This window comes from Sphingomonas sp. PP-CE-3A-406, assembly GCF_003688625.1.
Lineage (GTDB): Bacteria > Pseudomonadota > Alphaproteobacteria > Sphingomonadales > Sphingomonadaceae > Sphingomonas.
In genome coordinates this window covers 910,094-936,568 of the sequence record NZ_RCWY01000003.1, presented here as the reverse complement: position 1 = coordinate 936,568, position 26,475 = coordinate 910,094, and the positions used below count along the sequence as shown (strand labels likewise).

General features: G+C 66.2%; 28 protein-coding genes. 5 read left to right on the top strand and 23 right to left on the bottom strand.

Annotated elements, in window-relative coordinates:
• Window positions 1–35: 35 nt before the first annotated feature.
• Together C8J44_RS16200 and parE are read right to left on the bottom strand one after the other, a co-directional pair.
• Window positions 36–566: a DUF2628 domain-containing protein gene (locus C8J44_RS16200; RefSeq protein ID WP_121905291.1), complete on the bottom strand. Its 531-nt coding sequence runs from the start codon at window positions 564–566 to the stop codon at window positions 36–38.
• Window positions 563–2,569, bottom strand: coding sequence for a DNA topoisomerase IV subunit B (parE, locus tag C8J44_RS16195; protein ID WP_121905290.1), 2,007 nt, complete (start codon window positions 2,567–2,569; stop codon window positions 563–565). Before parE ends, C8J44_RS16200 begins: the two co-directional genes overlap by 4 nt.
• A gap of 159 nt (window positions 2,570–2,728) precedes the next feature.
• On the opposite strand from parE, the gene C8J44_RS16190 reads away from it, so the two are divergent.
• Entirely contained in the window at window positions 2,729–3,583 is an 855-nt protein-coding gene (locus C8J44_RS16190) for an outer membrane protein (protein ID WP_259466906.1), read from the top strand.
• A 507-nt stretch (window positions 3,584–4,090) separates the two neighbouring features.
• On the opposite strand, the gene C8J44_RS16185 is transcribed toward C8J44_RS16190, so the two are convergent.
• Window positions 4,091–4,843 carry a GcrA family cell cycle regulator gene (locus C8J44_RS16185; protein WP_121905289.1) on the bottom strand — a complete coding sequence of 251 codons (753 nt, stop codon included), beginning with the start codon at window positions 4,841–4,843 and terminating at the stop codon, window positions 4,091–4,093.
• 81 nt (window positions 4,844–4,924) lie between these two features.
• On the opposite strand from C8J44_RS16185, the gene C8J44_RS16180 reads away from it, so the two are divergent.
• On the top strand, window positions 4,925–5,779 hold the full coding sequence (locus C8J44_RS16180) for an ABC transporter permease (RefSeq protein WP_121905288.1): 855 nt from the start codon (window positions 4,925–4,927) through the stop codon (window positions 5,777–5,779).
• On the top strand, window positions 5,779–7,050 hold the full coding sequence (locus C8J44_RS16175) for a class A beta-lactamase-related serine hydrolase (protein WP_259466905.1): 1,272 nt from the start codon (window positions 5,779–5,781) through the stop codon (window positions 7,048–7,050). The genes C8J44_RS16180 and C8J44_RS16175 overlap by 1 nt, the downstream gene beginning before the upstream one ends.
• Window positions 7,051–7,213: 163 nt before the next feature.
• On the opposite strand, the gene C8J44_RS16170 is transcribed toward C8J44_RS16175, so the two are convergent.
• The 19 genes from C8J44_RS16170 to C8J44_RS16075 form a co-directional block, all read right to left on the bottom strand.
• Window positions 7,214–7,741: a GNAT family N-acetyltransferase gene (locus C8J44_RS16170; protein ID WP_235529861.1), complete on the bottom strand. Its 528-nt coding sequence runs from the start codon at window positions 7,739–7,741 to the stop codon at window positions 7,214–7,216.
• A gap of 41 nt (window positions 7,742–7,782) precedes the next feature.
• Window positions 7,783–8,565 (bottom strand): LysR family transcriptional regulator, encoded by a 783-nt coding sequence (locus tag C8J44_RS16165; RefSeq protein ID WP_121905286.1) that lies wholly within the window; start codon window positions 8,563–8,565, stop codon window positions 7,783–7,785.
• Entirely contained in the window at window positions 8,562–8,960 is a 399-nt protein-coding gene (gene apaG / locus C8J44_RS16160) for a Co2+/Mg2+ efflux protein ApaG (RefSeq protein WP_056488567.1), read from the bottom strand. Before apaG ends, C8J44_RS16165 begins: the two co-directional genes overlap by 4 nt.
• Window positions 8,957–10,162 (bottom strand): PLP-dependent aspartate aminotransferase family protein, encoded by a 1,206-nt coding sequence (locus tag C8J44_RS16155; RefSeq protein WP_121905285.1) that lies wholly within the window; start codon window positions 10,160–10,162, stop codon window positions 8,957–8,959. Before C8J44_RS16155 ends, apaG begins: the two co-directional genes overlap by 4 nt.
• Before the next feature lie 211 nt (window positions 10,163–10,373).
• A complete protein-coding gene (locus C8J44_RS16145) occupies window positions 10,374–11,474 on the bottom strand; it encodes a glycosyltransferase family 2 protein (RefSeq protein ID WP_183128811.1) in 1,101 nt (366 codons plus the stop codon).
• A gap of 4 nt (window positions 11,475–11,478) precedes the next feature.
• A complete protein-coding gene (gene leuB / locus C8J44_RS16140) occupies window positions 11,479–12,525 on the bottom strand; it encodes a 3-isopropylmalate dehydrogenase (RefSeq protein ID WP_121905517.1) in 1,047 nt (348 codons plus the stop codon).
• A gap of 40 nt (window positions 12,526–12,565) precedes the next feature.
• Window positions 12,566–13,297 carry a DNA repair protein RecO gene (recO, locus tag C8J44_RS16135; RefSeq protein ID WP_121905283.1) on the bottom strand — a complete coding sequence of 244 codons (732 nt, stop codon included), beginning with the start codon at window positions 13,295–13,297 and terminating at the stop codon, window positions 12,566–12,568.
• A 215-nt stretch (window positions 13,298–13,512) separates the two neighbouring features.
• Window positions 13,513–14,430 (bottom strand): GNAT family N-acetyltransferase, encoded by a 918-nt coding sequence (locus C8J44_RS16130; protein WP_121905282.1) that lies wholly within the window; start codon window positions 14,428–14,430, stop codon window positions 13,513–13,515.
• The gene (locus C8J44_RS16125) at window positions 14,427–15,428 is read right to left on the bottom strand and encodes a polysaccharide deacetylase (protein ID WP_121905281.1); all 1,002 of its coding nucleotides are present in this window, start codon (window positions 15,426–15,428) and stop codon (window positions 14,427–14,429) included. Before C8J44_RS16125 ends, C8J44_RS16130 begins: the two co-directional genes overlap by 4 nt.
• A gap of 73 nt (window positions 15,429–15,501) precedes the next feature.
• A complete protein-coding gene (gene uvrC, locus C8J44_RS16120) occupies window positions 15,502–17,427 on the bottom strand; it encodes an excinuclease ABC subunit UvrC (RefSeq protein ID WP_121905280.1) in 1,926 nt (641 codons plus the stop codon).
• A gap of 329 nt (window positions 17,428–17,756) precedes the next feature.
• Entirely contained in the window at window positions 17,757–18,077 is a 321-nt protein-coding gene (locus C8J44_RS16115) for a multidrug efflux SMR transporter (protein ID WP_056488555.1), read from the bottom strand.
• Window positions 18,078–18,232: 155 nt separating this feature from the next.
• Window positions 18,233–18,805, bottom strand: coding sequence for a hypothetical protein (locus tag C8J44_RS16110; RefSeq protein WP_259466927.1), 573 nt, complete (start codon window positions 18,803–18,805; stop codon window positions 18,233–18,235).
• A 37-nt stretch (window positions 18,806–18,842) separates the two neighbouring features.
• Window positions 18,843–19,337 (bottom strand): ATPase, encoded by a 495-nt coding sequence (locus C8J44_RS16105; RefSeq protein ID WP_121905278.1) that lies wholly within the window; start codon window positions 19,335–19,337, stop codon window positions 18,843–18,845.
• A 57-nt stretch (window positions 19,338–19,394) separates the two neighbouring features.
• Window positions 19,395–19,622 (bottom strand): F0F1 ATP synthase subunit C, encoded by a 228-nt coding sequence (locus tag C8J44_RS16100; protein ID WP_055873230.1) that lies wholly within the window; start codon window positions 19,620–19,622, stop codon window positions 19,395–19,397.
• Window positions 19,623–19,680: 58 nt separating this feature from the next.
• The gene (locus tag C8J44_RS16095; RefSeq protein WP_121905516.1) at window positions 19,681–20,439 is read right to left on the bottom strand and encodes a F0F1 ATP synthase subunit A; all 759 of its coding nucleotides are present in this window, start codon (window positions 20,437–20,439) and stop codon (window positions 19,681–19,683) included.
• A gap of 70 nt (window positions 20,440–20,509) precedes the next feature.
• Window positions 20,510–20,830: an AtpZ/AtpI family protein gene (locus C8J44_RS16090; protein WP_121905277.1), complete on the bottom strand. Its 321-nt coding sequence runs from the start codon at window positions 20,828–20,830 to the stop codon at window positions 20,510–20,512.
• A gap of 350 nt (window positions 20,831–21,180) precedes the next feature.
• Window positions 21,181–21,561, bottom strand: a complete 381-nt coding sequence (locus C8J44_RS16085) for a YdbL family protein (protein WP_121905276.1) — start codon at window positions 21,559–21,561, stop codon at window positions 21,181–21,183.
• Between the two features lies 1 nt (window position 21,562).
• Window positions 21,563–21,739: a YnbE family lipoprotein gene (locus C8J44_RS16080; protein ID WP_121905275.1), complete on the bottom strand. Its 177-nt coding sequence runs from the start codon at window positions 21,737–21,739 to the stop codon at window positions 21,563–21,565.
• Between the two features lie 47 nt (window positions 21,740–21,786).
• The gene (locus C8J44_RS16075) at window positions 21,787–24,966 is read right to left on the bottom strand and encodes a YdbH domain-containing protein (RefSeq protein WP_259466904.1); all 3,180 of its coding nucleotides are present in this window, start codon (window positions 24,964–24,966) and stop codon (window positions 21,787–21,789) included.
• Window positions 24,967–25,052: 86 nt separating this feature from the next.
• Here C8J44_RS16075 and radC point away from each other — a divergent pair, with 86 nt between their 5' ends.
• Window positions 25,053–25,757 (top strand): DNA repair protein RadC, encoded by a 705-nt coding sequence (gene radC, locus C8J44_RS16070; protein ID WP_121905274.1) that lies wholly within the window; start codon window positions 25,053–25,055, stop codon window positions 25,755–25,757.
• Between the two features lie 82 nt (window positions 25,758–25,839).
• Complete coding sequence (locus C8J44_RS16065) at window positions 25,840–26,052, top strand: hypothetical protein (RefSeq protein ID WP_121905273.1); 213 nt, start codon at window positions 25,840–25,842, stop codon at window positions 26,050–26,052.
• Window positions 26,053–26,123: 71 nt separating this feature from the next.
• Here C8J44_RS16065 and C8J44_RS16060 read toward each other — a convergent pair whose 3' ends face one another.
• The gene (locus C8J44_RS16060) at window positions 26,124–26,441 is read right to left on the bottom strand and encodes an EF-hand domain-containing protein (RefSeq protein WP_259466903.1); all 318 of its coding nucleotides are present in this window, start codon (window positions 26,439–26,441) and stop codon (window positions 26,124–26,126) included.
• Window positions 26,442–26,475: the final 34 nt, after the last annotated feature.

Genomic DNA, 26,475 nt, shown 5'->3' with positions numbered 1-26,475 from the left:
GCTGGACGCCGGTCGAATGGGCACGCCCACCGGTTCTAGACGTTGCTGAGACTGGCCAAATGGGCCTGCTGATCCATTACTGCGCCCACGAACGCGAGCGCCAGCTCCGCCACCAGGACGATACCGCCCAGCACGCCGGCGATGACCGAGACTCCGCCTGCCGCGGCAATCTCCGCGTCGCTGCCACCCGCTGCACGAATCTTCGCGATCTTGGTGACCGCATCCTGCGCGATTGTCGATTTGGCTATCATCGCAATGAAGATTGCCGCGCCACCGCCGGCCGAAACGGAAAAGAAATACCCGACCACCAGCGGCAGGATAATCAGGACGGCGCCAACTGCCCATTGCTTGCGGTACAGAAACCACGCGAACCCGAAAAACAGCGCGGGCCAGCACCAAGTGAGCACGAGCCCCCCGCCGGCTTTCACCATCTTGTCACGTGCCTTTCCCCATGCACTGGCGAAACGGTGCGCATTTGGCCCGATGAAACGCGCGACGTCGTCCCAGTCCGAATTGGCCCATGAAGCGATAAGCGCTTCCTTACGAAGTGGACGTGTCTGGTTCATGCGTCGATCGCCTCCTCGTCCATCCGCCCCGCATTTTCCTGGATAAAGGCAAACCGGTGCGCGGGGTTGTTGCCCATCAGGCGGTCGACGAGGTCCTTCACCTGTGCGCGCTCTTCATATTCCTGCGGGAGCGTGATGCGGAGCATGCCGCGGGTAGCGGGGTCCATCGTGGTTTCGCGGAGCTGACTCGGGTTCATCTCGCCGAGGCCCTTGAAGCGGCCGACGTCGACCTTCTTGCCCTTGAACACGGTGCGTTCGAGTTCGGCGCGGTGCGCGTCGTCGCGGGCGTAGACGCTCTTGGTGCCGACGGTCAGGCGGTAGAGCGGCGGTTGCGCGAGGTAGAGATGCCCGCGGCGGACGAGTTCGGGCATCTCCTGGAAGAAGAACGTCATCAGCAGCGTAGCGATGTGTGCGCCGTCGACGTCAGCGTCGGTCATGATGACGATGCGTTCGTAGCGTAGCGTGTCCGGGGTGCAGTCCTTCCGAGTGCCGCAGCCTAGCGCGAGCGTAAGGTCGGCGATTTCCTGGTTGGCGAAGATCTTCGCGCTGGTGGCCGACGCGACGTTGAGGATCTTACCGCGGATCGGCAGGATCGCCTGCGTCTTCCGGTCGCGCGCCTGCTTGGCCGAGCCACCGGCCGAATCGCCCTCGACGATGAAGAGTTCGGTGCCTTCGGGCGAGTTCGCCGAACAGTCGGTGAGCTTGCCGGGCAGCCGCAGCTTCCGCGCGGAGGTCGCGGTCTTGCGCTTGACGTCGCGTTCCTGCTTGCGGCGCAGGCGTTCGTCCATCCGCTCGAGCACATAGTTCAGCAGCGCCTTGCCGCGCTCCATGTTGTGGCTGAGGAAATGGTCGAAATGATCGCGCACCGCCTTTTCGACGAGGCCGGCGGCTTCGGGGCTGGTGAGGCGATCCTTGGTCTGGCTCTGGAATTGCGGCTCGCGGATGAACACGGACAGCATCAGCTCGCTGCCGACCATGACATCGTCCGCGCTGATATCCTTGGTCTTCTTGTTGCCGACGAGATCGCCGAACGCGCGCAGGCCGCGGACCAGTGCCTGGCGGAGGCCCTGTTCGTGCGTGCCGCCGTCGGGGGTCGGGATGGTGTTGCAATACCAGCTGTACGAGCCGTCGCTCCACAGCGGCCATGCGACCGCCCATTCGACGCGGCCTTGGGTTTCACCGTTCGCGCTCGGGAAATCCTGCGAGCCGGAGAAGAAGTCGGAGGTCGCGCATTCGCGGCCGGCGATCTGGTCGCGAAGGTGGTCGGCTAGGCCGCCGGGGAACTGAAACACGGCCTGTGCTGGTGTGTCGTCCGCGATCAGGTCGGGCGCGCAGTGCCAGCGGATCTCGACGCCGGCGAAGAGATACGCCTTCGAGCGGACGAGCTTGTACAGACGCTGCGGCTTGAAGTTCAGTTCGCTGCCAAAGATCTCGGTATCCGGCGTGAAGGCGACGCTGGTCCCGCGACGGTTGGGCGTGGCCCCGAGATGCTCGATCGGCCCGAGCGTCAGGCCCTTGGCGAAGCGCTGGCGGTACAATTGCCGGTCGCGCGCGACCTCGACGACGGTGTCGGACGATAGCGCGTTGACGACGCTGATACCGACGCCGTGCAGGCCGCCCGATGTCGCATAGGCCTTGCCGGCGAACTTGCCGCCCGAGTGAAGCGTCGAGAGGATCACCTCCAGCGCGGACTTGTCAGGAAATTTTGGATGCGGATCGACCGGGATGCCGCGACCATTGTCGACGATCGTCAGGCGGTTGTTCGCCTCCAGCGTGACTTCGATGCGCGTCGCGTGGCCGGCGACCGCCTCGTCCATCGCGTTGTCGAGCACCTCGGCGGCGAGGTGATGCAGCGCGCGTTCGTCGGTGCCGCCGACATACATGCCGGGACGGCGACGTACGGGTTCAAGGCCTTCGAGCACCTCGATCGAGGACGCGTCATAGGTGTTTGCAGCGGTCTTCCCGCCAGACGCGCCCGGAGACGCGAACAGATCTTCAGCCATGGAGCGAACGTAGCCGCTGGCTTGCGACAAAGCCACAGGCTCTGTTTGTTCTCCGTGTTACCGGAAAGCCACATTGATGTAGATTGTTGCATCGATGGGATAAATTTCGAGCGATCCGCCGTTTATGAAAAACCTGTCATGAAGTTTCCGGGAGTGAATATGAGCAAGACGATGATGGTGGTGCTCGCTGGCGCCGCTACGCTGGGGTTCGCGGCGCCTGCCGCTGCGCAGGAAGTTACGGCCGACGCGCCGTTCAGCGGCATCTATTTCGGTGCGGCCGGTGGGTATGACGTGCAGCCGAACGACGAGGGTTCGTCGATCCTGTTCGATCGCAACCTCGATGGCCGCTTCGGCGATGCCGTCACGACCGCGGCCGGCGCAAACGCGTTCTCGCCCGGTTTCTGCAACGGCGCCGCGCGGAGCAGCACCGCTCCTGCCGTCGGTGGCCGTGGCTGCCGCAACGACAAGGACAACACCGCCTATTACGCGCGCGTCGGCATCGACCAGCAGCGTGGCAACATCGTCGTCGGCGTCGTCGGCGAGTTCGGCAAGTCGAACATCCGCGACAGCGTCACCGCCTTCTCGACCACGCCCGCCTTCTACACGATGACGCGCGACCTCGCCTGGGAAGCCTCGATCCGTGGCCGTGTGGGCTATGCGGTCAACACGACGCTGTTCTACGGCACGTTCGGTCCGGGCTATGCGCGCATCAATCGTGATTTCTATTCGAGCAACACGGCCAACGCCTATGCGCAGAGTGGCAAGAAGAACCAGTTCGGCATCACCGGCGGCGGTGGCATCGAGCAGAAGCTCGGCAAGAACATCTCGGTCGGCATGGAATATATGTTCCACCAGTATCAGGACGACGACGCGCGCGTTCTCGTGACGCGCGGTACGCAGCCTGCGAACAACCCGTTCGTGCTCGCGCCGAACACGGCGGGTACCGCGTTCAAGCGCTCGGATGATAATTTCCGTTGGCACAGCCTGCGCGGCACGGTGGCGTTTCGGTTCTGAGGCGCGGGGCGGCCTGCTCCAAGCTGGAGCAGGACTCGCCCAAGCCCGGCCGGCGCGGTTCACCGCGACCGACGACATGGGCTTTGCCCATGGCTAGCGTGATATGAAAAAGGCCGCTTCCTCACACGGGGAAGCGGCCTTTTTTGATTGCATGCAAAGTTTGTTTCCCCGCGAAGGCGGGGACCCAGTCTGGGCTCCCGCCTTCGCGGGAGAACCAGAGGGGGCGGTAGGCGCTGAGCTATAGAGCACCACCCCGGCGGAGGCCGGGGCCCAGTTGGGAAACGTTGCCAAACGGGCGCAGCGCTCGGTTACCGAGACCTTTCCAATTGGGCCCCGGCCTTCGCCGGGGTGGAGCCTGTTGGAAAAAAGACCGCTTCCTCGCCCGAGGAAACGGCCTTTTCTATACCAAGCTAGCCATGGGCAAAGCCCATGTCGTCGGTCGCGGCTAGCCGCGCCGGCCGGGCTTGGGCGAGTCCTGCGCCAGGTTGGCGCAGGCCGCCCTTCGCCTCACCTGGGCCGCGGACCGCCGAACGGAAGCGGCGGGGTCGGACGACGATCGCGACGGGGCAACTGTGCCTGGTACGCGTGGCCGCAATGATCGACGCAATACGGGAAGCCCGGGTTCACCGCCTTGCCGCAGAAGTGGAAGTCGGGCTCGCCGGGATGGCCGAGCGGCCATTTGCAGATGCGGTCGTTCAGTTCGAGCAGGCTCGTCTTGTTCGCCATCTCGGCGGACGGCTTGGCAGGCACGAGGCGACGCGGCGGCGCCGGCGTGCTCGGAGGCTGCTGCTCGCCGGGTGCCTGGCGGAGGAAGCCGCCCGGGCCGACCGAGCGCAGGATCGGCTGCGGCGCGCGGACGGGCGCGGAGACGGCCGGAGCAGCCTCGTCCTCATCCTCGTCCTCGTCGTCTTCAGGCTCTTCGGCGACCGGCTCCGGCTCGACCGGTGCGGTAGGCTTGGCCGCTGCGACGACGGGCGGTGCGACCGGTGCAGGCTTGGGCGCCTCGACCTCGACCGGCTCCGGTGCCGCGACCGGCTCGGGAGCCACCGCAGCAGCTGACGCTTCGGCAGCAGCAGCCGCCTTAGCCTCGGGATCGTTCGGCTTCACCGGCGACGGGCGCGCCTGTAGCTCGAGGCGGTGCGCCTTGCCGATGACGGCGTTGCGGCTCACGCCACCCAGTGCTTCGGCGATCTGGCTGGCGGTCTGGCCGGCCTCCCACATCGTCTTGAGCGTCGCGATGCGCTCGTCGGTCCAGGACATGTTCGTTCCTTAGTCTACGTCAGTCGGCCAATCTTCAAGCCGGGTTGCGGGCGGCAGCGGCAGGGATTACCCGCAACTCCCATGAGCAGCCAGCCCCCAATCGGTGAAATCCAGTCGGCGGTGCATTCCGCCCCCGGTGTTCCCGTCATAAAGAGCGTGAACTGGGAGGGACTGCGAACCCTCTATATCAAGGAGGTGCGCCGGTTCTTCAAGGTGCAGCTCCAGACGGTGTGGGCGCCAGCGATCACGACGTTGCTGTTTCTGATCGTGTTCACCATCGCGACGGGCGCGAAAAGCCCGGTGCCCGTCGACGGCCAGATCGTCGATTTCGCCGATTTCATCGCGCCGGGGCTGATCATCGCGCAGGGCATGATGGGGCCGGCGTTCGCCAATGCCAGCTTCTCGCTGCTGGCCGGCAAGATGCAGGGGACGATCGTCGATTATCTCCAGCCGCCCCTGTCGACGGGTGAGTTGCTGGCCGCGCTCGTCGGCGGCGCGATGACGCGTGCGGTGATCGTCGGGATCGTCGTATGGGGCGCGATGGCGCTGTATCCGGGCGTGCACGTCACCCCGCATGCGCCACTCGCGATCATCTGGTTCGGGTTGCTCGGCGCGACGTTCCTCGCGCTGCTCGGCGTGCTGACGTCGATCTGGGCGGACAAGTTCGATCATGCGGCTGCGGTCACCAACTTCGTGATCGCGCCGTTGTCGCTGTTGTCGGGGACGTTCTACTCGGTCGACAAGCTCGCCCCGGCGTTCCGCGCGTTCAGCCATGCGAACCCGTTCTTCTACATCATCTCGGGCTTCCGCTACGGGTTCCTGGGGATCGCCGACTCGCCGGTGATGATCGGCGGGATCGTGATCCTGGTGATCGATCTGGTGCTGGCGACGCTGTGCTACCGGCTGTTGCAGAGCGGCTGGAAGCTGAAGAACTGATGAAAAAGCTGGCGCTCCGGCTGTTCGCGCTCCTGCTGGCGGTACTGCCCGTCGGAGTCGCGGCGCAGGGGTTGGCGCCAGACCCGGCGTTGCGCGCCAAGGCGGACGCGCTGGTCGCGATACTGGACGGCCGCGGGTCGTACGAAACATATTTCGCGGCGAGCTTTCGCGACAAGGTCCCCGCGGCGCAACTGTCGGTCATCGCCGCGCAGTTGAAGACAGCACTCGGCGCCCCGCAGAAGATCGAGACGTTGACCGCGACCTCGGCATGGTCGGCGGACCTGACCGTCGGGTACGCGCGCGGGACGGCGAGCGTCCGCCTGGTGATCGACCCCGCTCCGCCGCATGCCGCGACCGGATTGCTGATTACCGGCACAGCGCCGCGTGACGACAGCCTCGCCAAGCTCGAAGCGGAGTTTCGCGCACTGCCGGGGGCTAGCGGGTTCGGGCTTTACGCGCTGGGCAACGGCAGACCGACGCCAATCCTGGAATATCGAGCGGATGTGGCGGCGCCACTTGGGTCGGCGTTCAAGCTATGGGTGCTGGCGGAACTGGCACGGCAGGTGGCGAGCGGCGAGCGACACTGGGAGGACGTCGTGAAGGTCGGAGCGCCGTCCTTGCCGTCGGGCGTGTTGCAGACCTGGCCCGCCGGGTCGCCGGTGACGGTGCAGACACTGGCGACGATGATGATCTCGATCAGCGACAACACCGCGACGGATACGCTGCTGACGACGCTCGGACGCGCGAAGGTGGATGCGATGACGGAAGCGGCTGGCGGCAGCGTGCCCGTGATGACGACGCGCGAGATGTTCGCGTTGAAGGGGGATTCGGCGCTGACGAGGGCTTGGGCGGCGGGGTCGGTAGATGCGCGGCGCGCGCTGCTGTTGGACAATGCGGTAAGGATTTCCACTGCCAAGCTCGATCCGACGGTGTTCGCGGGGAAGCCGGTGGCGATCGACAGCGTCGAATGGTTTTCGAGCCCGGCGGCGATGGCTGTGGTGCTGAACGCGCTGCGGGGGGCGGACGCTACGACCCGGGCGGTGCTGGCGGTCAATGCGGGGGTCGATCCGGCGATCGCCAAGCGGTTTGGGTATGTCGGGTTTAAGGGAGGCGGCGAGCCTGGGGTGCTGACGCTGAACTATCTGGTGCAGGCGAAGGACGGCCGCTGGTATGTGGCGACCGGGAACTGGCACCGGGCTGATGATGGCGTGAACGAGGTTCAGTTCGCGGGGTTGATGGGGCGGGCTCTGGCGTTGTTGGCGGCGCGGTAGGGTTCGCTGCCCCGCCTCATATCAAGGGCCACCACCCCGGCGAAGGCCGGGGGCCAATTGGGGAACGTTGCTAACGGCGGGTAGCGCTTCGTTATTGCCACCTTCCCAATTGGGCCCCGGCCTTCGCCGGGGTGGTGTTATCAGTGGGGATGGCGGCGGTGGCTCAGGCTCGCCCGGCCGCCTGCCAGCTATCGGCGCAGAGCCCGTAGATCAGGCTGTCGCGCAACCCCAGATGCGTTTCCCACTCGTCGCGCAACAGCCGTTCACGACGGAAGCCGAGACGTTCCAGCAAGGTGATCGACGCAGTATTCTCGGTATCGGCATCCGCGAAAACCCGGCTTCGGCCTTCTGCGAACAGGCGATCGATCACCGCCGACACAGCCTCACGCGCGATCCCCCTTCCCCACGCTTCGCGCGCGAGGATGAAACCGATCTCCGTCACCCCTGCCCCATCGGCCTCGCTGCCCGAGACCCAGCCGATCGCGCGGTCGTCGCCGGTGCGGGTGATCGCCCAGGTACGCTGGTTGCCCGGCGCTGCTTCCTCGGCGAGGTAGGTGCGGACGTCGTCGACCGAACCCAAGGGACCGTCGGCGGAATACGCCATCAATTCGGCGTCGGCGAGCATCGGGTGCAATGCGGTCGCGTCGCCTTCGACCAGCGGCCGCAGGCGCAGCCGACGCGTCTTCAGCACTGGCGAAACGCCGGCGCGCCGTGGTCTGCGCCCGGGTTGCCTCACGCGGTCAGGGCATCCACGAGCGCGCGGACTTTCTTCTGGCGCCACTGCGGGAGCGGGGCGACCAGCCAGTACCCCCCCTTCGAGGGCTGCGACTCGCCGATAAGCCGTACGCGGGCCTGCGCCAGATCGCGGCGAGCAAGCAGTTCCGGCACCGTCGCGCGACCGAGCCCCGCCGCCGCCGCATCGATCGCGAGCCCGGCGTCGGTGACGCGGACCAGCGCGACGCCGTCCTCACCCGACCACGCGATCGCGGCTTCGCTATCGGTGCCGGGCTTGGCGATCGTCACCATGCCCTCCGATTCCAGTGCCTCACCCTCATGCTCGCCGGGCCCATTGCCCCAGCGGATCGCGAGATCAAGATTGGCTTCGGTGAAGTCGACATTCTCGTCGGCGGTGATCAGCACGAAGCGCAGTTCGGGGTCTGCCTCGGCGATCTGCGCGAGGCGCGGCATCAGCCACTTCTCGGTCAGGTCGCGCGGCGCGGCGATCGTCAGCGATTTCGACGACTGACCCGCCTGCATCGCGCGCACGGCTTCCTCGAACTGGAGGAACCCACCGCGGAGCGCGCCTAGACCCGCTTCCGCCTCAGGCGTCAGTTCCAGCCCACGCGTGGTGCGGCGGAACAGGACGACGCCGAGCGTATCCTCCAGCGCGCGGATCTGCTGCCCCACCGCCGCCGGCGTCACCGCCAGTTCGTCCGCAGCCCGCGTGAACGACAGATGCCGCGCCGCCGCATCGAGCACGCGCAGGCCATTAAGCGGGAGATGCGTACGCTTCAATTCAGCACCGCGGGCGCGAACAGCGAGAAGCGGGGAATCTCGACCGCGAACACGGCGCCGTCTTCGCGGACCATCTGGTAGCTCCCCTGCATCGCACCCGACGGGGTCGCGAGCGGGCAGCCCGAGACGTAGTCGAAGCTCGCGCCCGGTTCGATCACCGGCTGTTCGCCGACCACGCCTTCGCCCTCGACCGAATGCCGCGCGCCGCGACCGTCGGTGATCACCCAGTGGCGGGTGAGCAGCTGGACGGTCTCGGTGCCCTCATTCTCAAGGCGGATGTGATAGGCCCAGAACCAGCGGCCGCGCTCGGGCTCGGACTGTTCGGGCAAATAGCTGACCGACACGCGCACCGTCACCCCATCGGTCGTCGCCGCGTTGGGGAACAGCGCCTTCACAGGCCCGCCTGACGGAGCGCCTGGTCGAGGTCGTCGATCACGTCCTGCGCATCCTCGAGCCCGACGTTGATCCGCAACAGCCCCTCGGTCACGCCCATCTCGATCTGCTTGTCGGGCGAGACGCTCGCGTGCGTGGTCGAGGCGGGATGCGTCATCAGCGAGCGCGAGTCGCCGATGTTGTTCGAGATGTCGACCAGCTCCAGCGCGTCGAGCAATGCGTGCGCCTGTTCGCGCCCGTCGACCTCGAACGCGAAGATCGGCCCGCAGGCGTCCATCTGGCGCTTGGCCAGTTCGTGCTGCGGATGGCTCGGCAGGAAGGGGTGCAGCACGCGGGGCACGCGGCCTTCGAGAAATTGCCCGACCTTCATCGCGTTCTCGGACTGGCGGTGGATACGCAGGTCGAGCGTTTCCAGGCCCTTGAGCACCACCCACGCGTTGAACGGCGACAGCGTCGGCCCGGTGTTGCGCGTGAACGGCAACAGCGTGTTGGTGATGAAATCCTCGGTCCCACAGACGGCGCCGGCGAGCACGCGGCCCTGCCCGTCCATCATCTTGGTCGCGCTGTACGCGGTGACGTCCGCGCCGAACTCCATCGGCCGCTGCAAGGCCGGCGTCGCGAACGCGTTATCCACCACCGTCGTGATGCCGCGTTCGCGCGCGATGTCGCAGATCGCCTTGAGGTCGGCGATGTCCATCGTCGGGTTGGCGGGAGTCTCGAAGAAGAACACCTTCGTCTCGGGACGGACCGCGTCGAGAAACGCCTGCGGATCGCGCGCATCGACGATCGTCGTGGCGATCCCGAACTTCGGCAGCAGCGTGTCGGTCAGCCAGCGGCACGAGCCGAACGCCGCGCGCCCACCAACGAGGTGATCGCCGGTCTGGAGCTGGCACAGCAGAGCGGCGGTCATCGCCGCCATGCCGGTCGCCATCGTCCGGCACGCCTCGGCGCCCTCCAGCAACGCGATCCGCTCCTCGAGCATCTGCACCGTCGGGTTCTGGAGGCGGGAGTAGGTCATCCCCTCCTGCTCGCCGGCAAAGCGCGCCGCGGCGTCGCCTGCCTTGTCGTAGCAATAGCCCGAGGTGAGGAACAACGCCTCCGACGTCTCGCCATATTCGCTGCGGGCGGTGCCGCCGCGGATGGCGCGCGTCGCGGGACGCCAATTCTGAGTGATCGAACGATCCTGGCCGGTCTTGCGCTTCATGCGCGCCGCTTTGCCGGGGGGGAGCCGTTATGACAAGCCCGGGGACAAGCCTTGCGGGTGTGAAGAGGGGTGCGGAGTGTCTCGATCCTCCCCCGCCAGGGGGAGGTGGCGCCGAAGGAGGAGGACCACGCAACCGCGGTTACCCTTTCCTCCCCCTCCGTCTGGCAAGCGCCAGCCACCTCCCCCTTGCGGGGGAGGATCAAAGATCCGGTTAGTAGCGGCCCCAGGTGAATTTCGAGGACAGCGCGTAGTTCCACACCGCGCCGACCAGCACGCCGATCAGCGCGGAGGCGGCCCACGCTCCGTCGCGCATCTCGTACAGGAACGCGGCGATGCCGACATTGGCGACCGCGCCGACCGAGCAGATCACCGCGAACGACACCCAGCCGTCGACCAGTTGCCGCCAGCCCTTGAGACGACGGTCGCGATAGGTCAGCGCGTTGTTGAGGAAGAAGTTGAAGGTCAGTGCGGCCAAGGTCGCGACGATCTCGCCGACGAGGAAATTCGCACCGAACCCGATGAACAACGCGGTCAGCACCGCCATGTGGATGCCGACGCCGAGCACGCCGATCGCCGAGAACATCGCGAACCGCACCGGCACGACCCGCCCGAACATCCGGTCGTAGATCGCGATCAGATATTCCATCGCGACGACGTGATCGAGCTTGCTCTCGCCCTCGGTGCGACAGCGGAAGGTATAGGGCACCTCGACGAAACGCAGCGGTGTCGGCGACGCGGTGAGCAGGTCGAGCAGGATCTTAAAGCCGATCGCCGACAGCGACGGCGCGAGGCGGCGGACAATGTCGGTGCGGATCATGAAGAAGCCGCTCATCGGATCGTTGAGGTCGCACTTCAGCACGCGGCGCGACAGCTTGGTGGCGAGCACAGACTTGGCGACCCGGTCGCTGTCCCACTCCCCGGTGCAGCCACCGCTGACGAAGCGCGAGCCGATCGCCACGTCGGTCTCGCCGTCCTTGAGCAGATCGAGCATCTTCGGCAGCAACGTCTCGTCGTGCTGGAGATCGCCGTCGATCACCGCGACGATCGGGGCAGCCGTCGCGCACATTCCCTCGATGCAGGCCGACGACAACCCGCGCCGGCCGATCCGCTGGATCACGCGGACCCGCTTGTCGAGCCGGGCGATCTCGCGCGCGGCATCGGCGGTACCGTCGGGACTGTCGTCGTCGACGAAGATCGCCTCCCAGTTGCGCCCGGCCAGCGCCTGGTCGAGCTTGGCGATCAACGTCGGGACGTTGGCCTTCTCGTTGAACGTCGGGATGACGATCGCGAGTTCGAGAAGGTCCGGGATCATCGGGTCAGCCTAGTTCGGCGAGAATGGCGTCGCCCATCGCAGAGGTCGAGAGCGTGCCGCCGAGATCGGGGGTACGCGCGCCCTTCAGGATCGCGGCGGCGACCGCCGCCTCGATCCGGTCGGCGGCGTCGGGCAGGTCGAGCGAGTGGCGCAGCATCATCGCCGCGGACAGGATCGCGGCGCAGGGATTGGCCTTGCCCTGCCCGGCGATGTCGGGCGCGCTGCCGTGGATCGGCTCGTACATGCCCTTGTTCGAGTCGTTCAGCGCGGCGGATGGCAGCATACCGATCGAGCCCGCGCACATCGACGCCTCGTCGGAGAGGATGTCGCCGAAGAGGTTGCCGGTGACGATCACGTCGAACTGGCCGGGATTGCGCACCAGCTGCATCGCCGCGTTGTCGACGTACATGTGGCTGAGCGCGACGTCGGGATACTCGGCCGAGACCTCGATCACGACGTCGCGCCACAGCTGCGAGGTCTCCAGCACGTTGGCCTTGTCGACCGAGAGCAGCTTGCCCTTCCGGGTGCGTGCGGTCTCGAAGCCGACGCGGGCGATACGCGCGATCTCGGTCTCGTCGTAGCGCATCTCGTCATGGCCTTCGCGCAAGCCGTCGGCGGTGGTGCGGATGCCCTTGGTACCGAAATACACGTCGCCGGTCAGTTCGCGGACGATGACCATGTCGATCGACCGGGCGACCTCGGGACGGAGCGCAGAGGCGTCCTCAAGGCCGGCGAACAGCTTGGCCGGGCGCAAATTGGCGAACAGGCCCAGTTCCTTGCGCAGGCCGAGAATAGCCTGCTCGGGGCGAAACTGGCGTTCGAGCGCATCGCAGTCGGGATCGCCGACCGCGCCGAACAGGATGGCATCGGCGCGCTTGGCGAGTTCGAGCGTCTCGGGGGGAAGCGGATGACCCGCGGCCTTGTACGCGGCACCGCCGACGAGGCCCTCTTCGTAGGTGAGGTCGAGACCGAGCGTATCGAGCACCCGCCGCGCTTCCGCGGTGACTTCGGGTCCGATGCCGTCGCCGGCCAGTATCGCAATCAAAGGCATGTGCGTTCCTCCTGCGCGGCCCTTGCCGGGCGGTGCGCGCTCACGCAACCGCCCTTTTGAGCCGATCGACCAGCCGGTCGCGCGCCGCCAACGGGTCGGCGCGACGATCGACGAGGATGTCGCGCGCGAGGAAATGACCGGTCAGCCGCAGGCCGTCGAAGATGTCGGGCCAAGCAGCCTCGCTGCCGGCCTTGAGGAAGGGCGGCAATCTGAGCAGCTTGGCCTCGTAGCCGAACGCCGCCCCACGCGAGACCGCCGCGCCGCTTTTGGGGCTGACGAAGCCGAGATCGTCCTCGGTGCCGCTGGCAACGCACCGATCCAGATCGAGCCCGAAACCGAGTTCGGCGAGCAGCAGCAATTCGTACCGCACCAGTGCCGCCGCCCAGCCGCGCGCGGACGGCGCCGCCTCGATCGCGCCGAGCACCCCCTCCAGCGCATCGTGGATATGCGGATAGGGCTGCGCTTCGGGGAGGGCGGCGGCGGTGAGCGCGGTGGCCCATTCAAGCGCGCCCGCGGCGAGCGGCTCGCCGTGCATCTGCGCGCGACTGTGGATCAGCTCGGCGGTCAGCGAGGCGAGCTGTTCGCCGGTCCGCGCACGCCACTCGCCCTGGATGACGTTGGCCTGGAGCAGCACCGGCCGCATGGCTCGCGACCGTCCACCGCGGACATAGCCGGGCTGGACACCATCGTTCCGGGTGAGCGCCCGCACGATCGCGCCATGCTCGCCATGTTGGCGGACGGCGACGACGATGGCGGCTGCGCGAAGGTGCATGGGGTGTTCTTAGCCTCTCCTGCGGTGCGTGGGAGGCCTCTTGTTCCGCCTGCCCCGTCATCCTGACGAAAGTCAGGATCCAGAGTAACAAGTGCCACCCTGCGTGGCTCTGGATCCTGACTTGTGTCAGGATGACGGTGGTGGGTCTTTAGAACGGTGATGGGTCTTTAGAAGAGTTCGATCCAATGCGCAGATGAGGATAAACTAGTCCGATTCTAGCGTCGGATGTTCTGGGCGAGCTTGGCTAGGGCGGGATGGGCCGCCGCGCGCTTTGCCGAGGCTATCGCACTATCGAACCCCCGCAACGCCGCCACCGTCGCGCGGTTCGCCAGCGTCGGTCGCAGCAGCAGCACATCTACGCACGCCGTCCCCGCGGTCGAGAATTGGCGCTTGTGCTGTCCTTCGCCCTCGGTGAAGTCGAACCGCGCAAACCGCCTCTCGGCAAACAGATCGCGCATCGCCTCGATCTGCAAGACCGCGCCTGGCGACAGGTCGTTATGCGACGGATCATGCCCGACATGGGTATAGCACAGCGACTCTCCGTCGGCCGTGCAGCACAGATAGGCGGCCGGGATGTCCGCGATAAACATAAGCCAAGCGCGCAGACGGCCTTGCTCCGCCAGAGATTCAAGATCGCACACCGCAGCCGGATCGTCCGGCAGCCCCGATCCGAGCAGCCTCTCCTGATAGGTCGTCGCCGACACTCCGCGCGCGAGCGGATGGAACTCGGCGAACGCCGCCGCATCGTGATAGCGCCGGATATCGAGCACGCCGCCATTCGCCGCCGCGAGCTTCTTAGCCTTGCGCTTGATCCCCGACCGCGCGCTGCCCGACAATCCGGCCAACCACGCCGCCTCACCCGCTGCCAGATCGACATGATACCGCACGTATCGCTGCCGAACGAACGCGAGCAGACCGCCGCGATCGAGACCGGCAAGCATCGGCTCGGGCAACGAGGTCACCAGATATCCGTCGGCATCGTCGGGCAGCGGCGGCAGGACCAGCCCGGTCGCTGTCGCAGCCGGCGCCAGCACGGCATCGAGCGAAAACGCCACGCGCACCAGCCGTCGCGGGATCGTCGCCAGAGTCCGCGCGCCAACCTGAAACTTCAGCGCGATACGCGGCGTCGTCATCCGCGACGCATCGATCTCGGCCGCTCCTCGACCCAGTTCGACCAGAGCTGTTCGGCCTGCCGCCAGCGCGTGCGGAGCGCATCGGGACCGAGCGGGACGTCGGCGCGTCCCAGCGCCAGCGTCGGACGATCGGCGAAGTGCACGGTCGGCAACACTTCACGCATCTCCGACAAGGTGCCGCACAGCGCCTGGAAACGCCGAACATGGACCGCGTTCGGCCGCGTGCCGCGCCGGTTGGCGAGTTCGAAGCCGTGGCTGACGATGGTCACCGCCGAATGCCCCGCCACCGCCGCGTGCTCCAACGCGTCGTAGCTTTCGCCCGCCGACAGCGCGCAGAGCTGGAACGTCCGCACCCGCCCGCGGACATCCTCGATCACGGTCACCGGGACTTCGACGATGCAGCGTTCGCCGCTGCCGGTTTCGTCCTCCACGCACCACGCGACCGGCGCGATCTGTTCCGCCGCCAGCGAGATCCGGCTCGTCTTCGGCGCTTCGGACCCGTTGTGGCTGCTGTCGTAACTGAAACCGAGCATCGCCAACGCGGTCAGCGTATCGTCGTTCGCGGCATAGCTTCCCGCGCGAAAGGCGATCGGCTTGGGCGCGCCGGCGTCGATCAGCAGATCTCTCGCCTGACCGAGAAGGTCGAGCTGTTCGGTCAGGCTGTAGTCGAACAGTTCGAAGCGCGCATGCGCCGCCCCGCGATCCCCCGCCTTGGCCTCGGTCCAGTTGGGGTGAATGTGAAGCTGGACCTCCTGCCCCGCTTCGAGAATCGTCTCGATCATGCGGCGGACCGGCGCCATCCCGAAGGTGATCGCGGGCATCGGGTCGACGAAGAAACAGGCTTTCAGATCGTGCCTCGCCAGCTCGGCAAGCTGATAGCCGAGCCCGACCCCCGCGGGTTCGAGCGACTTCGCGTAGATCGCCTCGCAATCCAGACCCGCCGCGTGATGCCGCCAGGCGAACTCGGTATCGACGGTGAGGAAAACGGATGTCGTCACTGCCGCAGCCTGTAACAATTCGTGATGAAGATTAGGTTAGCCCGGTCGAGCGGCGCCCGATCCTCACCTGAGGTCAGCGCGAATGGTAGAAATCGTAGACCTGTTGCGCGACGCCCGCCGACACGCCCGGCGCCTGCTGGAGGTCCTGGAGGCTGGCGTTGCGGACCGCGCGGCCGGTGCCGAAGTGCATCAGCAGCGCCTTCTTGCGCGCGGGGCCGATTCCGGGGACCTCGTCGAGCGGGCTGGCGCCGATCGCCTTGCTGCGCTTGTCGCGGTGGACGCCGATCGCGAACCGGTGGACCTCGTCGCGCAGGCGCTGGAGGTAGAATAGCACCGGGGCGTTGACGGGGAGCTGGAACTCGCGGCCGTCGAGCATGTGGAACACTTCGCGACCATCGCGGCCATGTTCCGGTCCCTTGGCGATCCCGACGAGGCACACGTCCTCGACGCCGATCTCCTCGAGCGCGGCCTTGACCGTATTGAGTTGTCCCTTGCCGCCGTCGATCAGCACCAGATCCGGCCAGTCGCCCGAATCGCGATCGGGGTCCTCGGCCTGCGCGCGCGAGAACCGCCGGGTGAAGACCTCGCGCATCATCGCAAAATCGTCGCCCGGCGCGGTATCCTTGTTCTTGATGTTGAACTTTCGATACTGGCCTTTCCGAAAGCCCTCGGGACCCGCGACGACCATCGCGCCGGTCGCGGCGGTGCCCTGGATATGGCTGTTGTCGTAGATCTCGATGCGTTCTGGTGGCTCGGCGAGGTCGAACAGGTCGGCGACCTCGCGCAGCAGCTTGGCCTGCGTCGTCGATTCGGCCTGACGCCGTTCGATCGCCTCGATCGCGTTGCGCTTGGCCTGATCCATCAGGCGGCGGCGGTCACCGCGTTGCGGGACCTGCAGCGTGATCTTGTAGCCGGCGCGTTCGCCTAGTGCCTCGGCCAGCAGCGCACCTTCCGTTAGTTCGCGGTCGAGCAGGATCTGCTTGGGGGGCGGGACCTCTTCGTAGAACTGGCCGAGGAAGCTGGTCAGCACCTCGTCCTCGGGGACGTCGTTGGTATGCTGCGGGAAAAAACTGCGATGACCCCAGTTCTGGCCGCCGCGGATGAAGAATGCCTGGATGCCGATCAGCCCGTCCTTGCACGCCATCGCGAAGATGTCGGCGTCGCCCACCCCCTCCGCGTTGATCGCCTGCGTGCCCTGGATGAAGGTCAGCGCGCGAAGACGATCGCGGAGCAGCGCCGCGAGTTCGAAGTCCATGTTCTCGGCGGCGGCCTGCATCTGCGCGCCGAGCTTGGCCTGCACGCCGGTCGATTTGCCGCCGAGGAACGCCTTCGCATCCTCGGTCAGTTCCCGGTACGCGGTTTCGTCGATCCGCCCCACGCAAGGCGCGGAGCAGCGCTTGATCTGATACAGCAAACACGGCCGGTCGCGGGTCTTGAAGAAGCTGTCGGTGCAGCTGCGCAGGAGGAACAGCTTCTGGAGCGCGTTGAGCGTGTTGTTGACCGACCCGGCGCTGGCGAACGGGCCGTAGTAATTGCCCTTCGCGCGCCGTGCACCGCGGTGCTTCTGGACGCGCGGGAAGGCGTGATCGTCGCGCAGGAGGATGAAGGGGAAGCTCTTATCGTCGCGCAACAGCACGTTGTAGGCCGGGCGGTAGCGCTTGATGAGCTGCGATTCGAGGAGCAGCGCTTCGGCTTCGTTGTTGGTCGTGACGATTGTCATTGACCGGGTTTGCGACACCATCCGCTGGAGGCGTTTTGTCAGCCGCTCGACCTGGACGTAGTTCGCGACGCGGTTCCGAAGCGCGCGCGCCTTGCCGACGTAAAGCACGTCGCCGCGTGCGTCCTGCATGCGGTAAACGCCGGGGCGGATCGGCAGCGTGTCGAGCACGTTCCTGATCGCCGCTACGCCAGCCGCGAGGTCGGGCGCTTCACCACCACCGCGGACGGTGAACGTCGATTTGTCTTCGTTGAACCGGTCGGGGGAATTGGGGGAGGACATCGTTGGGGAATCTAGGGAGTGCGAGGGGGTTATGCCAGCGGTCGCCTCTGTCGGGTTTCGGAAGATGGTTCGCGCAAAGGCGCAAAGGCGCGAAGAGAAGATTGATTTCGCGCAGAGGCGCAGAGGACGCTGAGAGAAGGGTCGATCGGAATTAGCGTCCGTTCTCAGATCGCCGAAGGCTCAAGATCCTCTTAGCAATCCGAACATCAGTCCAGAGCGCAACTCCTCCGCGCTCTCTGCGCCTCTGCGCGAACCAATCTTCCTTCTCTTCGCGCCTTTGCGCCTTTGCGTGAATCAATCTTCAAAGCCCTGCGGGCCGAGAGAAGCGGTCAGGTTTGCGCGAAGACCTTGGTGCCGACGATGCCGACGACGGTCAGGGCCATGAAGCAGGCCTGGATGCCGCTGACCTTGTCGCCGAACAGGATCACGCCGCCGATGATGACGCCGATCGCACCGGCTCCGGTCCAGATCGCATAGGCGGTGCCGGCGGGGAGGCCGCGCATGGCGAGCGCGAGCAGGCCCATGTTCACGAAGCTGAGGATGATCGGGACGCTGGAGGCCTGCCATGTGGCGACGGTGGCTGCCCATTTCAGGCTGAGCGCCCAGCAGATCTCGGTGACGACGGCGACGGCGAGGATGAGCCAGGACATAAATATTCTCCAACGGGCTCAGATTGGAGACTCGGCCGCCGGAAACCCGGGAAGAGACGGCCGTCAATAATGATGGGTCGCGGGAGGGACGTGCCCTCACCTTCCCACTGCTTTGCAGCGGGCCCCTTCCTCTCCCCGAGGGGAGAGGAGCAGGATCAGTTCAGGCGGCCAAGGCCGGAGATCGAGCGGTCGACCATCATGCGGTCGGCGGCTGCGTCGTGATGCTCGGCGATCAGCATACCAGCAGCCTTGGCCGCAGCATCAGCCGCCCGCGCCCGGACTTCGGCGATCGCGGCCCGTTCGGCGGCAGCGATCTTGTCCTCGGCCATCTTCGCGCGGCGGGTCATGAGGTCTTCGGCGCCCGCTTTCGCCTTGGCGATGATCGCCGCGGCTTCGTGGTGTGCGTGGGCCTTCATCGCTTCGGCCTCGACGTGCGCCGTCTTGGCCTTCGCCTCGTATTCGGTGCGGATCGCTTCGGCTTCGGCACGGAGCGCCTTGGCTTCGTCGAGTTGCGTGCGGATGCCGGCGATGCGCGTGTCGAGCATCTTGCCGATCATGCCTGGAACCTTCTTCCAGATCATCAGCAGGATCACGACGATCATCGCCACCGCGACCCAGCCGGTCGAGGTCAGGCCGAGCGCGGTCGGATCGGCGACATGCTCGACGCCGCCGGGGGCGGCCGTGTGACCCTGGAGACCCTGGTTGTCGATCGCACCTTCGGGCGCCATGCCCTCTTCGTGGATGACCTTTGCGGCCGAATCTGGATTAGCCATGCGCCGTCGTCCTGCGTACCGCGTCGGTCGCCGCGTCCAGGCTGACCTGGAGACCAGCGACCTTGGCGGCCAATTGCTGTGCTGCTTCGGCGGCGACACCCTGCAAGTTCGAGAGCGCCTCGGCCTTCGCGTTCGCTACCGCCAGATCGTGATGACCCAGACGCTCGGCGAGGTCAGCGTCGGCCGCATGGACCTGCTGCTCGAACGCCGTCGCCGCGCGCTTGGCTGCTGCCGCGGTCTCGGCCTGCGCCGCGACGCGCGCCGCGTCCATTTCGGCCTGCCAGTTCGCCTGGACCGTATCGGCCTGCGTACGGGCAGCGACCGCCGCCGCCAGATCGCCCGCGATTCGGCCTTCGCGCGAGTCCACGTTGGACACGATCTTTGGCACCATTCCCTTGCCGATCCCGAAATACAGGATGCCGAAGGTGAGGAGCAGCCAGAAGATCTGCGAGGCGTAGGTAGCGGCTATCTGGGAAATCTGGGGCATTGGTCTGTCCTGCGTTAATCCGGCCGGGCGCGGTTGCCCGGCCAAATCAGCGAGTGGTTAGGCGACGAACACCAGGATGATCATGGTGACGAATGCGAGCAGACCGAGAAGCTCGGCTGCTGCGAAACCGATGAACAGACGGCCCTGCTGGCTGTCGGCTGCGCCCGGATTGCGGAGAGCGCCGGCGAGGAACTGGGCGAACACGTTGCCCACGCCGAGTGCTGCGAGGCCCATGCCGATCGCTGCGAGGCCGGCACCGATCATCTTTGCTGCTTGTGCGTCCATGTTAAATTCCCTTTGAAAGTCAGTTAGGTAATGGAAAACTTGGTGAAGGTTGCCCCACTCAGTGGAGATTGACCGCGTCGTTCAGATAGACCGACGTCAGCAACGCGAACACATATGCCTGGATCGCGGCGACCAGCAGTTCGAGCAGCGTGATGCCGATCATCAGCAACATGCTCGGCGCGGTCACCAGACCGATATACATCCCGCCCAGGTTCAGGCCGTTGATCACGAACGCGGCCAGCACCTTGAGCAGGATATGCCCCGCAGTCATCGCCACGAACAGTCGCAGACCGAGCGAGAACGGACGCACCAGGAACGACATCAGCTCGACCACGAAGATCAGCGGGATCATCAGCATTGGCGTGCCGCTCGGTACGAACAGCGAGAAGAAGTGGAAGCCGTGCTTGCCGAAACCGACGAGCAGCACGATCGCGAAGCTGATCAGCGCCAGCACGCCGGTGACGGTCATGTGGCTGGTCACGGTGAACGGATGCACACCGGGGACGATGCCGAAAGGCAGGAGCCCGATGATATTCGCGAACAAAATGAACATGAACAGCGAGAAGACGTAAGGCACGAAGCGCTTGCCGCCGGGGCCGACATTCTGCTCGAGCATCCCCGAGATGAAGCCGGTGAAGCCCTCGACCGCCATCTGCCAGCGACCGGGCACGAGCTCGCGCTTCATGCCACCGATCATGAACGCCCAAAGCGCGACCAGCGTCACCACCATCCACAATGCGGAATTGGTGAACGACAGGTCGTAACCACCTACGATCCAGTGCGAGCCGAACGCCGGCTCGATCAGGAACTGGTGCATCGGATCGATCTTGCCGCCCTGTTCTGCCGCCACGTGGAATCCCTGCCGTCTTGATACGACAAACGCCCGGTTACTCCGGGCGTTCGCCTGAAATTCGAATGATCTGCCTGAACGCGACCGCTATCCCGAGGAATAGCAGCACGATCAGTCCCCAAGGGCCAGTGCCGAACCAGCGGTCTATCAACCAGCCGATCAGCGCACTGCCGACGAGACTCCCGATCAGAGCGGAAATGACGCGATTGCCTTGCGAGTACCCCCGCTCGGCATCCGCCCCCTTCTGCCCCTTAGCGAGTGCTTCCCGAGCCTTGGCCTCTCTCAATCGCTCATCGAGCGCGGAAAGTCGCGGATCTTCAACACCCTGGGGGTCCTGTCCGGGTTCGATCTCCGCCACGCACGTTCCTCCACCTGATTTCGCATCGGGGAGGAAGCAAGCAGCGACGAGCGATCCCGCCAAGGCGCGGTCCGTTTAGAAAAGGGGGGGGTGCAAGTCAACCGGTGTGACAGGGGCGTCATTAATGGGAGGGGCGGATGGGATTGGCGATAACGTTCGGTGCGATCAGTCGAGAAGCTCGGAAGGACGCTCGCTCTTCGTCATCCCGGCGAAGGCCGGGACTTCGCGCCGCGGGGGAAGCTCCCTTGTTCGTCACCCCGGACTTGTTCCGGGGTCCACGGTTCCGCACGCTCGCGACTATCGAATACGCGGAACCGTGGATGCCGGAACGAGCCCGGCATGACGGAGGTTCAAACGCAGCGCGAATCGCGGTCGGGGGCGCCGGCGGTGCGGGTCTTCCAGACACCGTTGGGGGTCTTGTACTTCTCGCCGGGGTTGGTCTGCATGATCAGGTTGCAGCCGCTCGTGAATGCGAGTTGCTCGACCGTCGCGCCGCTCGCCTGCGCCTTGGCGGTGTACGCCGACTTGCGCTGGATATTGATGTTGTTGACCAGCGCACGCAGATCGCCGCTCGCCGCACCGACCAGCCCCAGATACCCGTCGGGCTGCTCGCCGACCTCGCCACCGGCACGCGCGGCGGCATAGGCAGGGTCGCGCTGCGCGGTTGCCGCGACAGACAGGCCACCGAGAGCCGCCGCTGCGGCAACCATCATAAGGACCTTGGTCTTCATCTTAGAATATCCCCGGATTCTGCTGGATCAACGATTTCGCCTCGCCATCGAGACGATAGACCACTTCCTGCGTGACATTGATGTTGAGGTTGATCTCGATCGGCTTGTCGGGCGCCGACACGTTGATGCAGCCCGGCAGGGCGGCTAACAGCCCAACAATAGCAATCGTCCTCGTCATCCTGCGCAAGATCGGCCTTTGCTCCAGCTTCTTCAATCCTGTTTCGGTCATGGCACGATCCTGCTTGCGGGAGGCTGAATGGTTGGAAGTTTGGGTGTCGGGTCAGGCGGCGGCGGCGCGGCCTGCTGTTGCAACAACGCCGGCAGGTTGCGCTGGATCAGCCGCTTCGGATCGTAGAAGCTCTGCGCCGAATCGAGCAGCCCGCGGAACGGCGCCTTGATCCGGATATTGAACACGAACGGGAGTTTCTGCAGCCGCCGAACGATGAAGTTCGACTTCGCCCCCTCACCCTGGCTGATCCCGGCAAAGCGCACGTCGGTGACCATCTCGCCCGCGAGCGGCCCATTCATGCCGACGCGCAACGACTGATACCGCAGCGACTTCAGCGCCTGGAACGCGATGTTCGCCCACATGCCGAGATCCTTCTGGCTGAGATCGCCGACATAGGCGAGCGTGCCGCCGCCTTTGCGCACTTGGAGATCGCCACCTTCGATCCTGCCGCCCGTTTCATCGAAGATCATCGGCAGCACGCCGTCGAAGATCCCGGTCGCATCGAGATTCTTGAAATCGAACTGCTGCAGGAACTGGTCGGCGGCCATGTTGACGACGTGGAACGTCATCCGCCGCTCCTTCGGCGCGGAGAAGTCGAGCAAGGTCGGGTCGAGCGTCAGCGATCCGCCCGCGAACGGCCACGACCCACCCTCGACCTGCACGCGCGCGCCGGGCAGCGTCTGGTAACGGATCGTGCCGTCGGTGACCGGGATGCCGGGGTTGAGCGTGCGGATCGTCGCCACCTGCCCGGGTGCGCTCTGGAGGTTGAGCAGGTCGGTGAAGCGGATCTCGGTGGCGATTCCCGTGACGGGGCCGAACGCGGCGGCGAGATCGGTGCCGGCGGTGCGGAATACGCCCGTGCTGGTCACGCCGTCGGGGTTCCAAGCAATATGCCCCTCGCCGCTGACCGATCCGTTGACGTCGGCGATCACGCCGAAGGTCAACGGGGTCAGCGCGTCGGGTTGCAGCTTGTCCTTGGCGAACGCGATCGCTGGCACGTTCAGGTCGGCCTTGCCTGCGCCGGCGCCGAGTGCGTGGATCAGCGTGACGTCGGCGACCTTGGTATTGGTGGTCGGCTCGAACAGCGTGCCGGCCGCGGTGATCGTGCCGTTGACCAGCGCGAGAGTCACAGTGCGTGCGGCGAGCGGCTTGAACCGCGGCGTCGGCGCGGCATCGGATACCCCCATCGCGCCGGTGAGGTTGAGCGCGCCTTTGACGAGCGTCCAGTTGCCGGCGGCTTCGCCGAGCAGCAGCGGCACGTTGGCGATCTGTCCCGAGCCACCCGTGAACGCACCCGCCACGCCCTGCCCGGTCATGCGGCCCGTGACGGTGGCGAAATCGAGTCGCGTGACACGTGCGGGCGCGCCGATCCGGGTCTGCACGCCGTCGATCGCAAAGCCGCGATCCGCCAGCCGCACGATCGCTCCCGCGGTCGCGAGCGTGATCGGGGTCGTGCCGAGTCGCCCACCCATCTTGGCCGCTGCGATCTTCGCGCCGCCGCTGACCCGCGCGCCATTGATCTGGACCAGCGCGCCGTCGAGCGGACACAAGGTCAACCGCGACGGATCGAGCACAAGGCCGGAGATCGCAAAGCGCTGGACTGCCAAAGGCACGCAACCAGTGTTCACGACCAGCCGCCCGCGACCGTTCCACACCGCAGCGACCGGCATCGACAGGCCGTCGATCCGGTTGCCGGGACCGCCCGCACCGATCGGTCCCCCGAGCGTGACACGCGTCGCGATCGAGGTTGCCCCGTCCGGAGTCGCGCTGAAGTTGACTGGCGTCAGCGCCAGTCGCGCGCCACCGGCCGCATAGGGCGCGATGGTGGCGACGCCGCGGATTGCCGCGCCTGGTCTCGCCTGTGCGAGCGTTACGCGGGCCTCCGGCAGGCCACCGCCACGCATTGCGAGCACCGTGTCGAGCCGCACGCCACCGTTCGGCCAGCCGAACGCGACCCCGCTCCCGCCACCGAGCGCCACGCGCGAACCACTGGCGGACGCGAGCGCCAGACGAGACAGCACCGCTTTGCCGCGCCCGCCGTCGATCCGCACGCGAACGTCGGCGTCCGCGGCAAATTCGCGGCCGGCCTTCTGGACGGCCTGCGTCACCGCTTTAGCCAACGGCGCGACGGGCGTCCCCGCGGCCTCACTGCCGATCCCTACCAGCCCCGCGAGTCGCTTCGGCGCCACTGCCGCCCCGCTCGCCTGGACGCGCCCGTCGAACGCCATCTGCTGGCCGATCCGGTAGGTGCCTGTGAGCGCAACCCGGCGCGCGCCGCCCTCAGGGGTGCGAACGGTATCGGCGGCGATGTTCGCCTTGCCGCCGGTCGCCGCCGCGGTTCCGGTGAAGTCGATCGTGCCTCCGACACCAGCCAAAGTCGCACCCGGCGTTCGTGCCGCGCCAGTCTTGAGCGTAGCCTTGCCCTGCCAGCGATCGAGCGCCGCAGAGAGGCCAACGTCCAGATCGGCCACGATCCGCTCGGCCTGCGTCGTCCCGCAGGCGAGCCGCGATACGCGCACCGGCCCCGTGATCGTCGGTTTCGCCGCGTCGATCCGCAGCTTCACCGTCGCCGCGAGTCGATCGATCACGCACCCGCCGACATCGAGCCGCTCGCTGATCGCTGCCAACGACCCGCGGAACCCGTCGTCGAGCTTGCCGGAGCCGGCGAGCTTCAACCCGACGATCCCTTGCGGCGCCTCCAACCGCATCCGCCCATCGGCGACCGATACGTCGAGCGCGGGCAACGCGAACGGCTTCCCCGATGGCGCCGGCAGCAGTTTGTCGATCGCGCCGAGCGAGACCTTGCCGTCCACCAGTCGCCCGCGCAGCCGGACCTTCCCCGCGCGCACGCCCTCCAGATACGGCCCGGACAGCCCAACGCCGGTCCGAGTCTCGACCCAGTCCGCCACGAGATCGGGATACGCCGGATCGCCGATCACGACGTTGGTCAGTCGCTGGCCGCCCAGCGCGAGGTCCGCGATGTCGTACCGGGCCGGTACGCCGGCCTTGGCGAGTTCGCGGTCGATGAACCCCTCGGCGATCGGCTTCCGCACCAGCCACAACACGACCAGCGCGGCGATCAGGAGCAGCGCGATCCCCAGCGCAACACGGCGGGCAGTCGCAGAACGGCGAGGGTCGGCCCCGGGGTCGGCCCCCGTCTCGCTCGTCTCGGTCACCCACTCACTCCGCTACGCTTTCGCGGCCTGCATAGGCGGGAGCGAGGGCGTCATGCAATTGCCCAGGGATGTGCTAGCATCGCAAAATGGCCGATCCGGACGAAGACGCTGACGTCCGGGGGGACGATCTGAAGGGCCACCGCGGCCGCCTTCGCAAACGCCTGTTCGAAGGCGGCAGCGACGCGCTGCTCGATCACGAACTCATCGAATACCTGCTCGCGATCGCCATCCCGCGCGGCGATACCAAGGCGCTCGCCAAGGCGCTGATGCGCGAATTCGGCGGGATCGGCGGTGTGCTGACCGCAGATGCCGAAGCGCTAAGCCGGGTGAAGGGCATGGGCGAAATCTCGACCGCGGCGATCAAGATCGCGCACGCCGCCGCGATCCGCCTGCTCCAGTCGCAGGTCAGCGACCGCCCCGTGCTCGCCAACTGGCAGGCGTTGCTCGATTATCTCCGCGCCGACATGGCGCACCACGCGATCGAGCGCTTCCGGGTTCTGCACCTCAACACCAAGAACATGCTGATTCGCGACGAGGTGATGAGCAAGGGGTCTATCGACCAAGCGGCGGTGTATGTCCGCGAGGTCATCCGCCGCGCGATCGACCTCGGCTCCGCGTCGATCATCCTCGTCCACAACCATCCGAGCGGGGACCCCTCCCCCAGCCGCGCCGACATCGACATCACGCGGACCATCGCCGAGGCAGGCAAGCGGCTCGGCATCACCGTCCACGACCATATCGTGATGGGCACCGGCGGCCATGTCAGCCTGCGCGCGCAGGGGTTGATCTGAGGCAACTAGATAAGCGTGTAAGTTCCTTCAAAGTCCGGGCCGTTTCGCGCGCGCCTTCGTTGTCTCGTCGAAGGAATTGCATGTGGACAACAAGTTACACGACGAAGCCTCGACCGTAACCGCGGAACACGGTCAGGTTCTGGTAGACGGTCCGGACGGCGTTGCGGTATCGCTTACACCCGACGCCGCCGTCGAGACATCTGATCGGCTGCTGGACGCCGCGGTCGAAGCGCAAGGCCAGATCCTGATCGAGGCGCAGGCCGAAAAGGAACGCGCAGCGCGCAAATCGGGTTGATCGATAGGCTTGCCTAGCGACTTTGGCGGATCAGGGATTGTTGAAAGTCGCCCCCTGATCCGCGGAATCGATCAGCCTTGCGTCAAGAAGCTGGTCACTTCGGTTTTAGTCAGCGACTTGTTCTTGTCGGTATCGGCCTGCGCGAAGGCGGCAGAGACCCATTTCTTGGTCTCGGGCGCATCTGGCTTGGTCGAGGGATCGGTCTTGGTCTTCAGCGCGACCATCCAGCCGGCGAATTCCGCCGCGCTGAGCTTGCCGTCGCCATTCTTGTCATAAGTGGGAAACTCGGTGTCGACGACCTGCGCGACCTGACTGCCCGTCGCCGGTTGCTCGCGCGCGGCGGACTGCATTGGCACCGGGTCGGTCGGTGTGCCTTGCGGTGATGCCATCGCATCCGTTTGTGGCTGCGATGCAACACCAGCG

What these genes read in the sequence shown, in the direction of transcription:
- C8J44_RS16185 (WP_121905289.1), bottom strand. Translation starts at nt 4,843, where the DNA reads ATGTCCTGGACCGACGAGCGCATCGCGACGCTCAAGACGATGTGGGAG.
- leuB (WP_121905517.1), bottom strand. Translation starts at nt 12,525, where the DNA reads ATGCCTTTGATTGCGATACTGGCCGGCGACGGCATCGGACCCGAAGTC.
- C8J44_RS16080 (WP_121905275.1), bottom strand. Translation starts at nt 21,739, where the DNA reads ATGACGAGGACGATTGCTATTGTTGGGCTGTTAGCCGCCCTGCCGGGC.
- C8J44_RS16190 (WP_259466906.1), top strand. Translation starts at nt 2,729, where the DNA reads ATGAGCAAGACGATGATGGTGGTGCTCGCTGGCGCCGCTACGCTGGGG.
- C8J44_RS16100 (WP_055873230.1), bottom strand. Translation starts at nt 19,622, where the DNA reads ATGGACGCACAAGCAGCAAAGATGATCGGTGCCGGCCTCGCAGCGATC.
- C8J44_RS16110 (WP_259466927.1), bottom strand. Translation starts at nt 18,805, where the DNA reads ATGGCGCCCGAAGGTGCGATCGACAACCAGGGTCTCCAGGGTCACACG.
- C8J44_RS16105 (WP_121905278.1), bottom strand. Translation starts at nt 19,337, where the DNA reads ATGCCCCAGATTTCCCAGATAGCCGCTACCTACGCCTCGCAGATCTTC.
- uvrC (WP_121905280.1), bottom strand. Translation starts at nt 17,427, where the DNA reads ATGTCCTCCCCCAATTCCCCCGACCGGTTCAACGAAGACAAATCGACG.
- C8J44_RS16145 (WP_183128811.1), bottom strand. Translation starts at nt 11,474, where the DNA reads ATGATCCCGGACCTTCTCGAACTCGCGATCGTCATCCCGACGTTCAAC.
- C8J44_RS16180 (WP_121905288.1), top strand. Translation starts at nt 4,925, where the DNA reads ATGAGCAGCCAGCCCCCAATCGGTGAAATCCAGTCGGCGGTGCATTCC.
- radC (WP_121905274.1), top strand. Translation starts at nt 25,053, where the DNA reads ATGGCCGATCCGGACGAAGACGCTGACGTCCGGGGGGACGATCTGAAG.
- C8J44_RS16085 (WP_121905276.1), bottom strand. Translation starts at nt 21,561, where the DNA reads ATGAAGACCAAGGTCCTTATGATGGTTGCCGCAGCGGCGGCTCTCGGT.
- C8J44_RS16130 (WP_121905282.1), bottom strand. Translation starts at nt 14,430, where the DNA reads ATGACGACGCCGCGTATCGCGCTGAAGTTTCAGGTTGGCGCGCGGACT.
- C8J44_RS16155 (WP_121905285.1), bottom strand. Translation starts at nt 10,162, where the DNA reads ATGAAGCGCAAGACCGGCCAGGATCGTTCGATCACTCAGAATTGGCGT.
- C8J44_RS16060 (WP_259466903.1), bottom strand. Translation starts at nt 26,441, where the DNA reads ATGGCATCACCGCAAGGCACACCGACCGACCCGGTGCCAATGCAGTCC.
- C8J44_RS16095 (WP_121905516.1), bottom strand. Translation starts at nt 20,439, where the DNA reads ATGCACCAGTTCCTGATCGAGCCGGCGTTCGGCTCGCACTGGATCGTA.
- recO (WP_121905283.1), bottom strand. Translation starts at nt 13,297, where the DNA reads ATGCACCTTCGCGCAGCCGCCATCGTCGTCGCCGTCCGCCAACATGGC.
- C8J44_RS16175 (WP_259466905.1), top strand. Translation starts at nt 5,779, where the DNA reads ATGAAAAAGCTGGCGCTCCGGCTGTTCGCGCTCCTGCTGGCGGTACTG.
- parE (WP_121905290.1), bottom strand. Translation starts at nt 2,569, where the DNA reads ATGGCTGAAGATCTGTTCGCGTCTCCGGGCGCGTCTGGCGGGAAGACC.
- C8J44_RS16115 (WP_056488555.1), bottom strand. Translation starts at nt 18,077, where the DNA reads ATGTCCTGGCTCATCCTCGCCGTCGCCGTCGTCACCGAGATCTGCTGG.
- C8J44_RS16200 (WP_121905291.1), bottom strand. Translation starts at nt 566, where the DNA reads ATGAACCAGACACGTCCACTTCGTAAGGAAGCGCTTATCGCTTCATGG.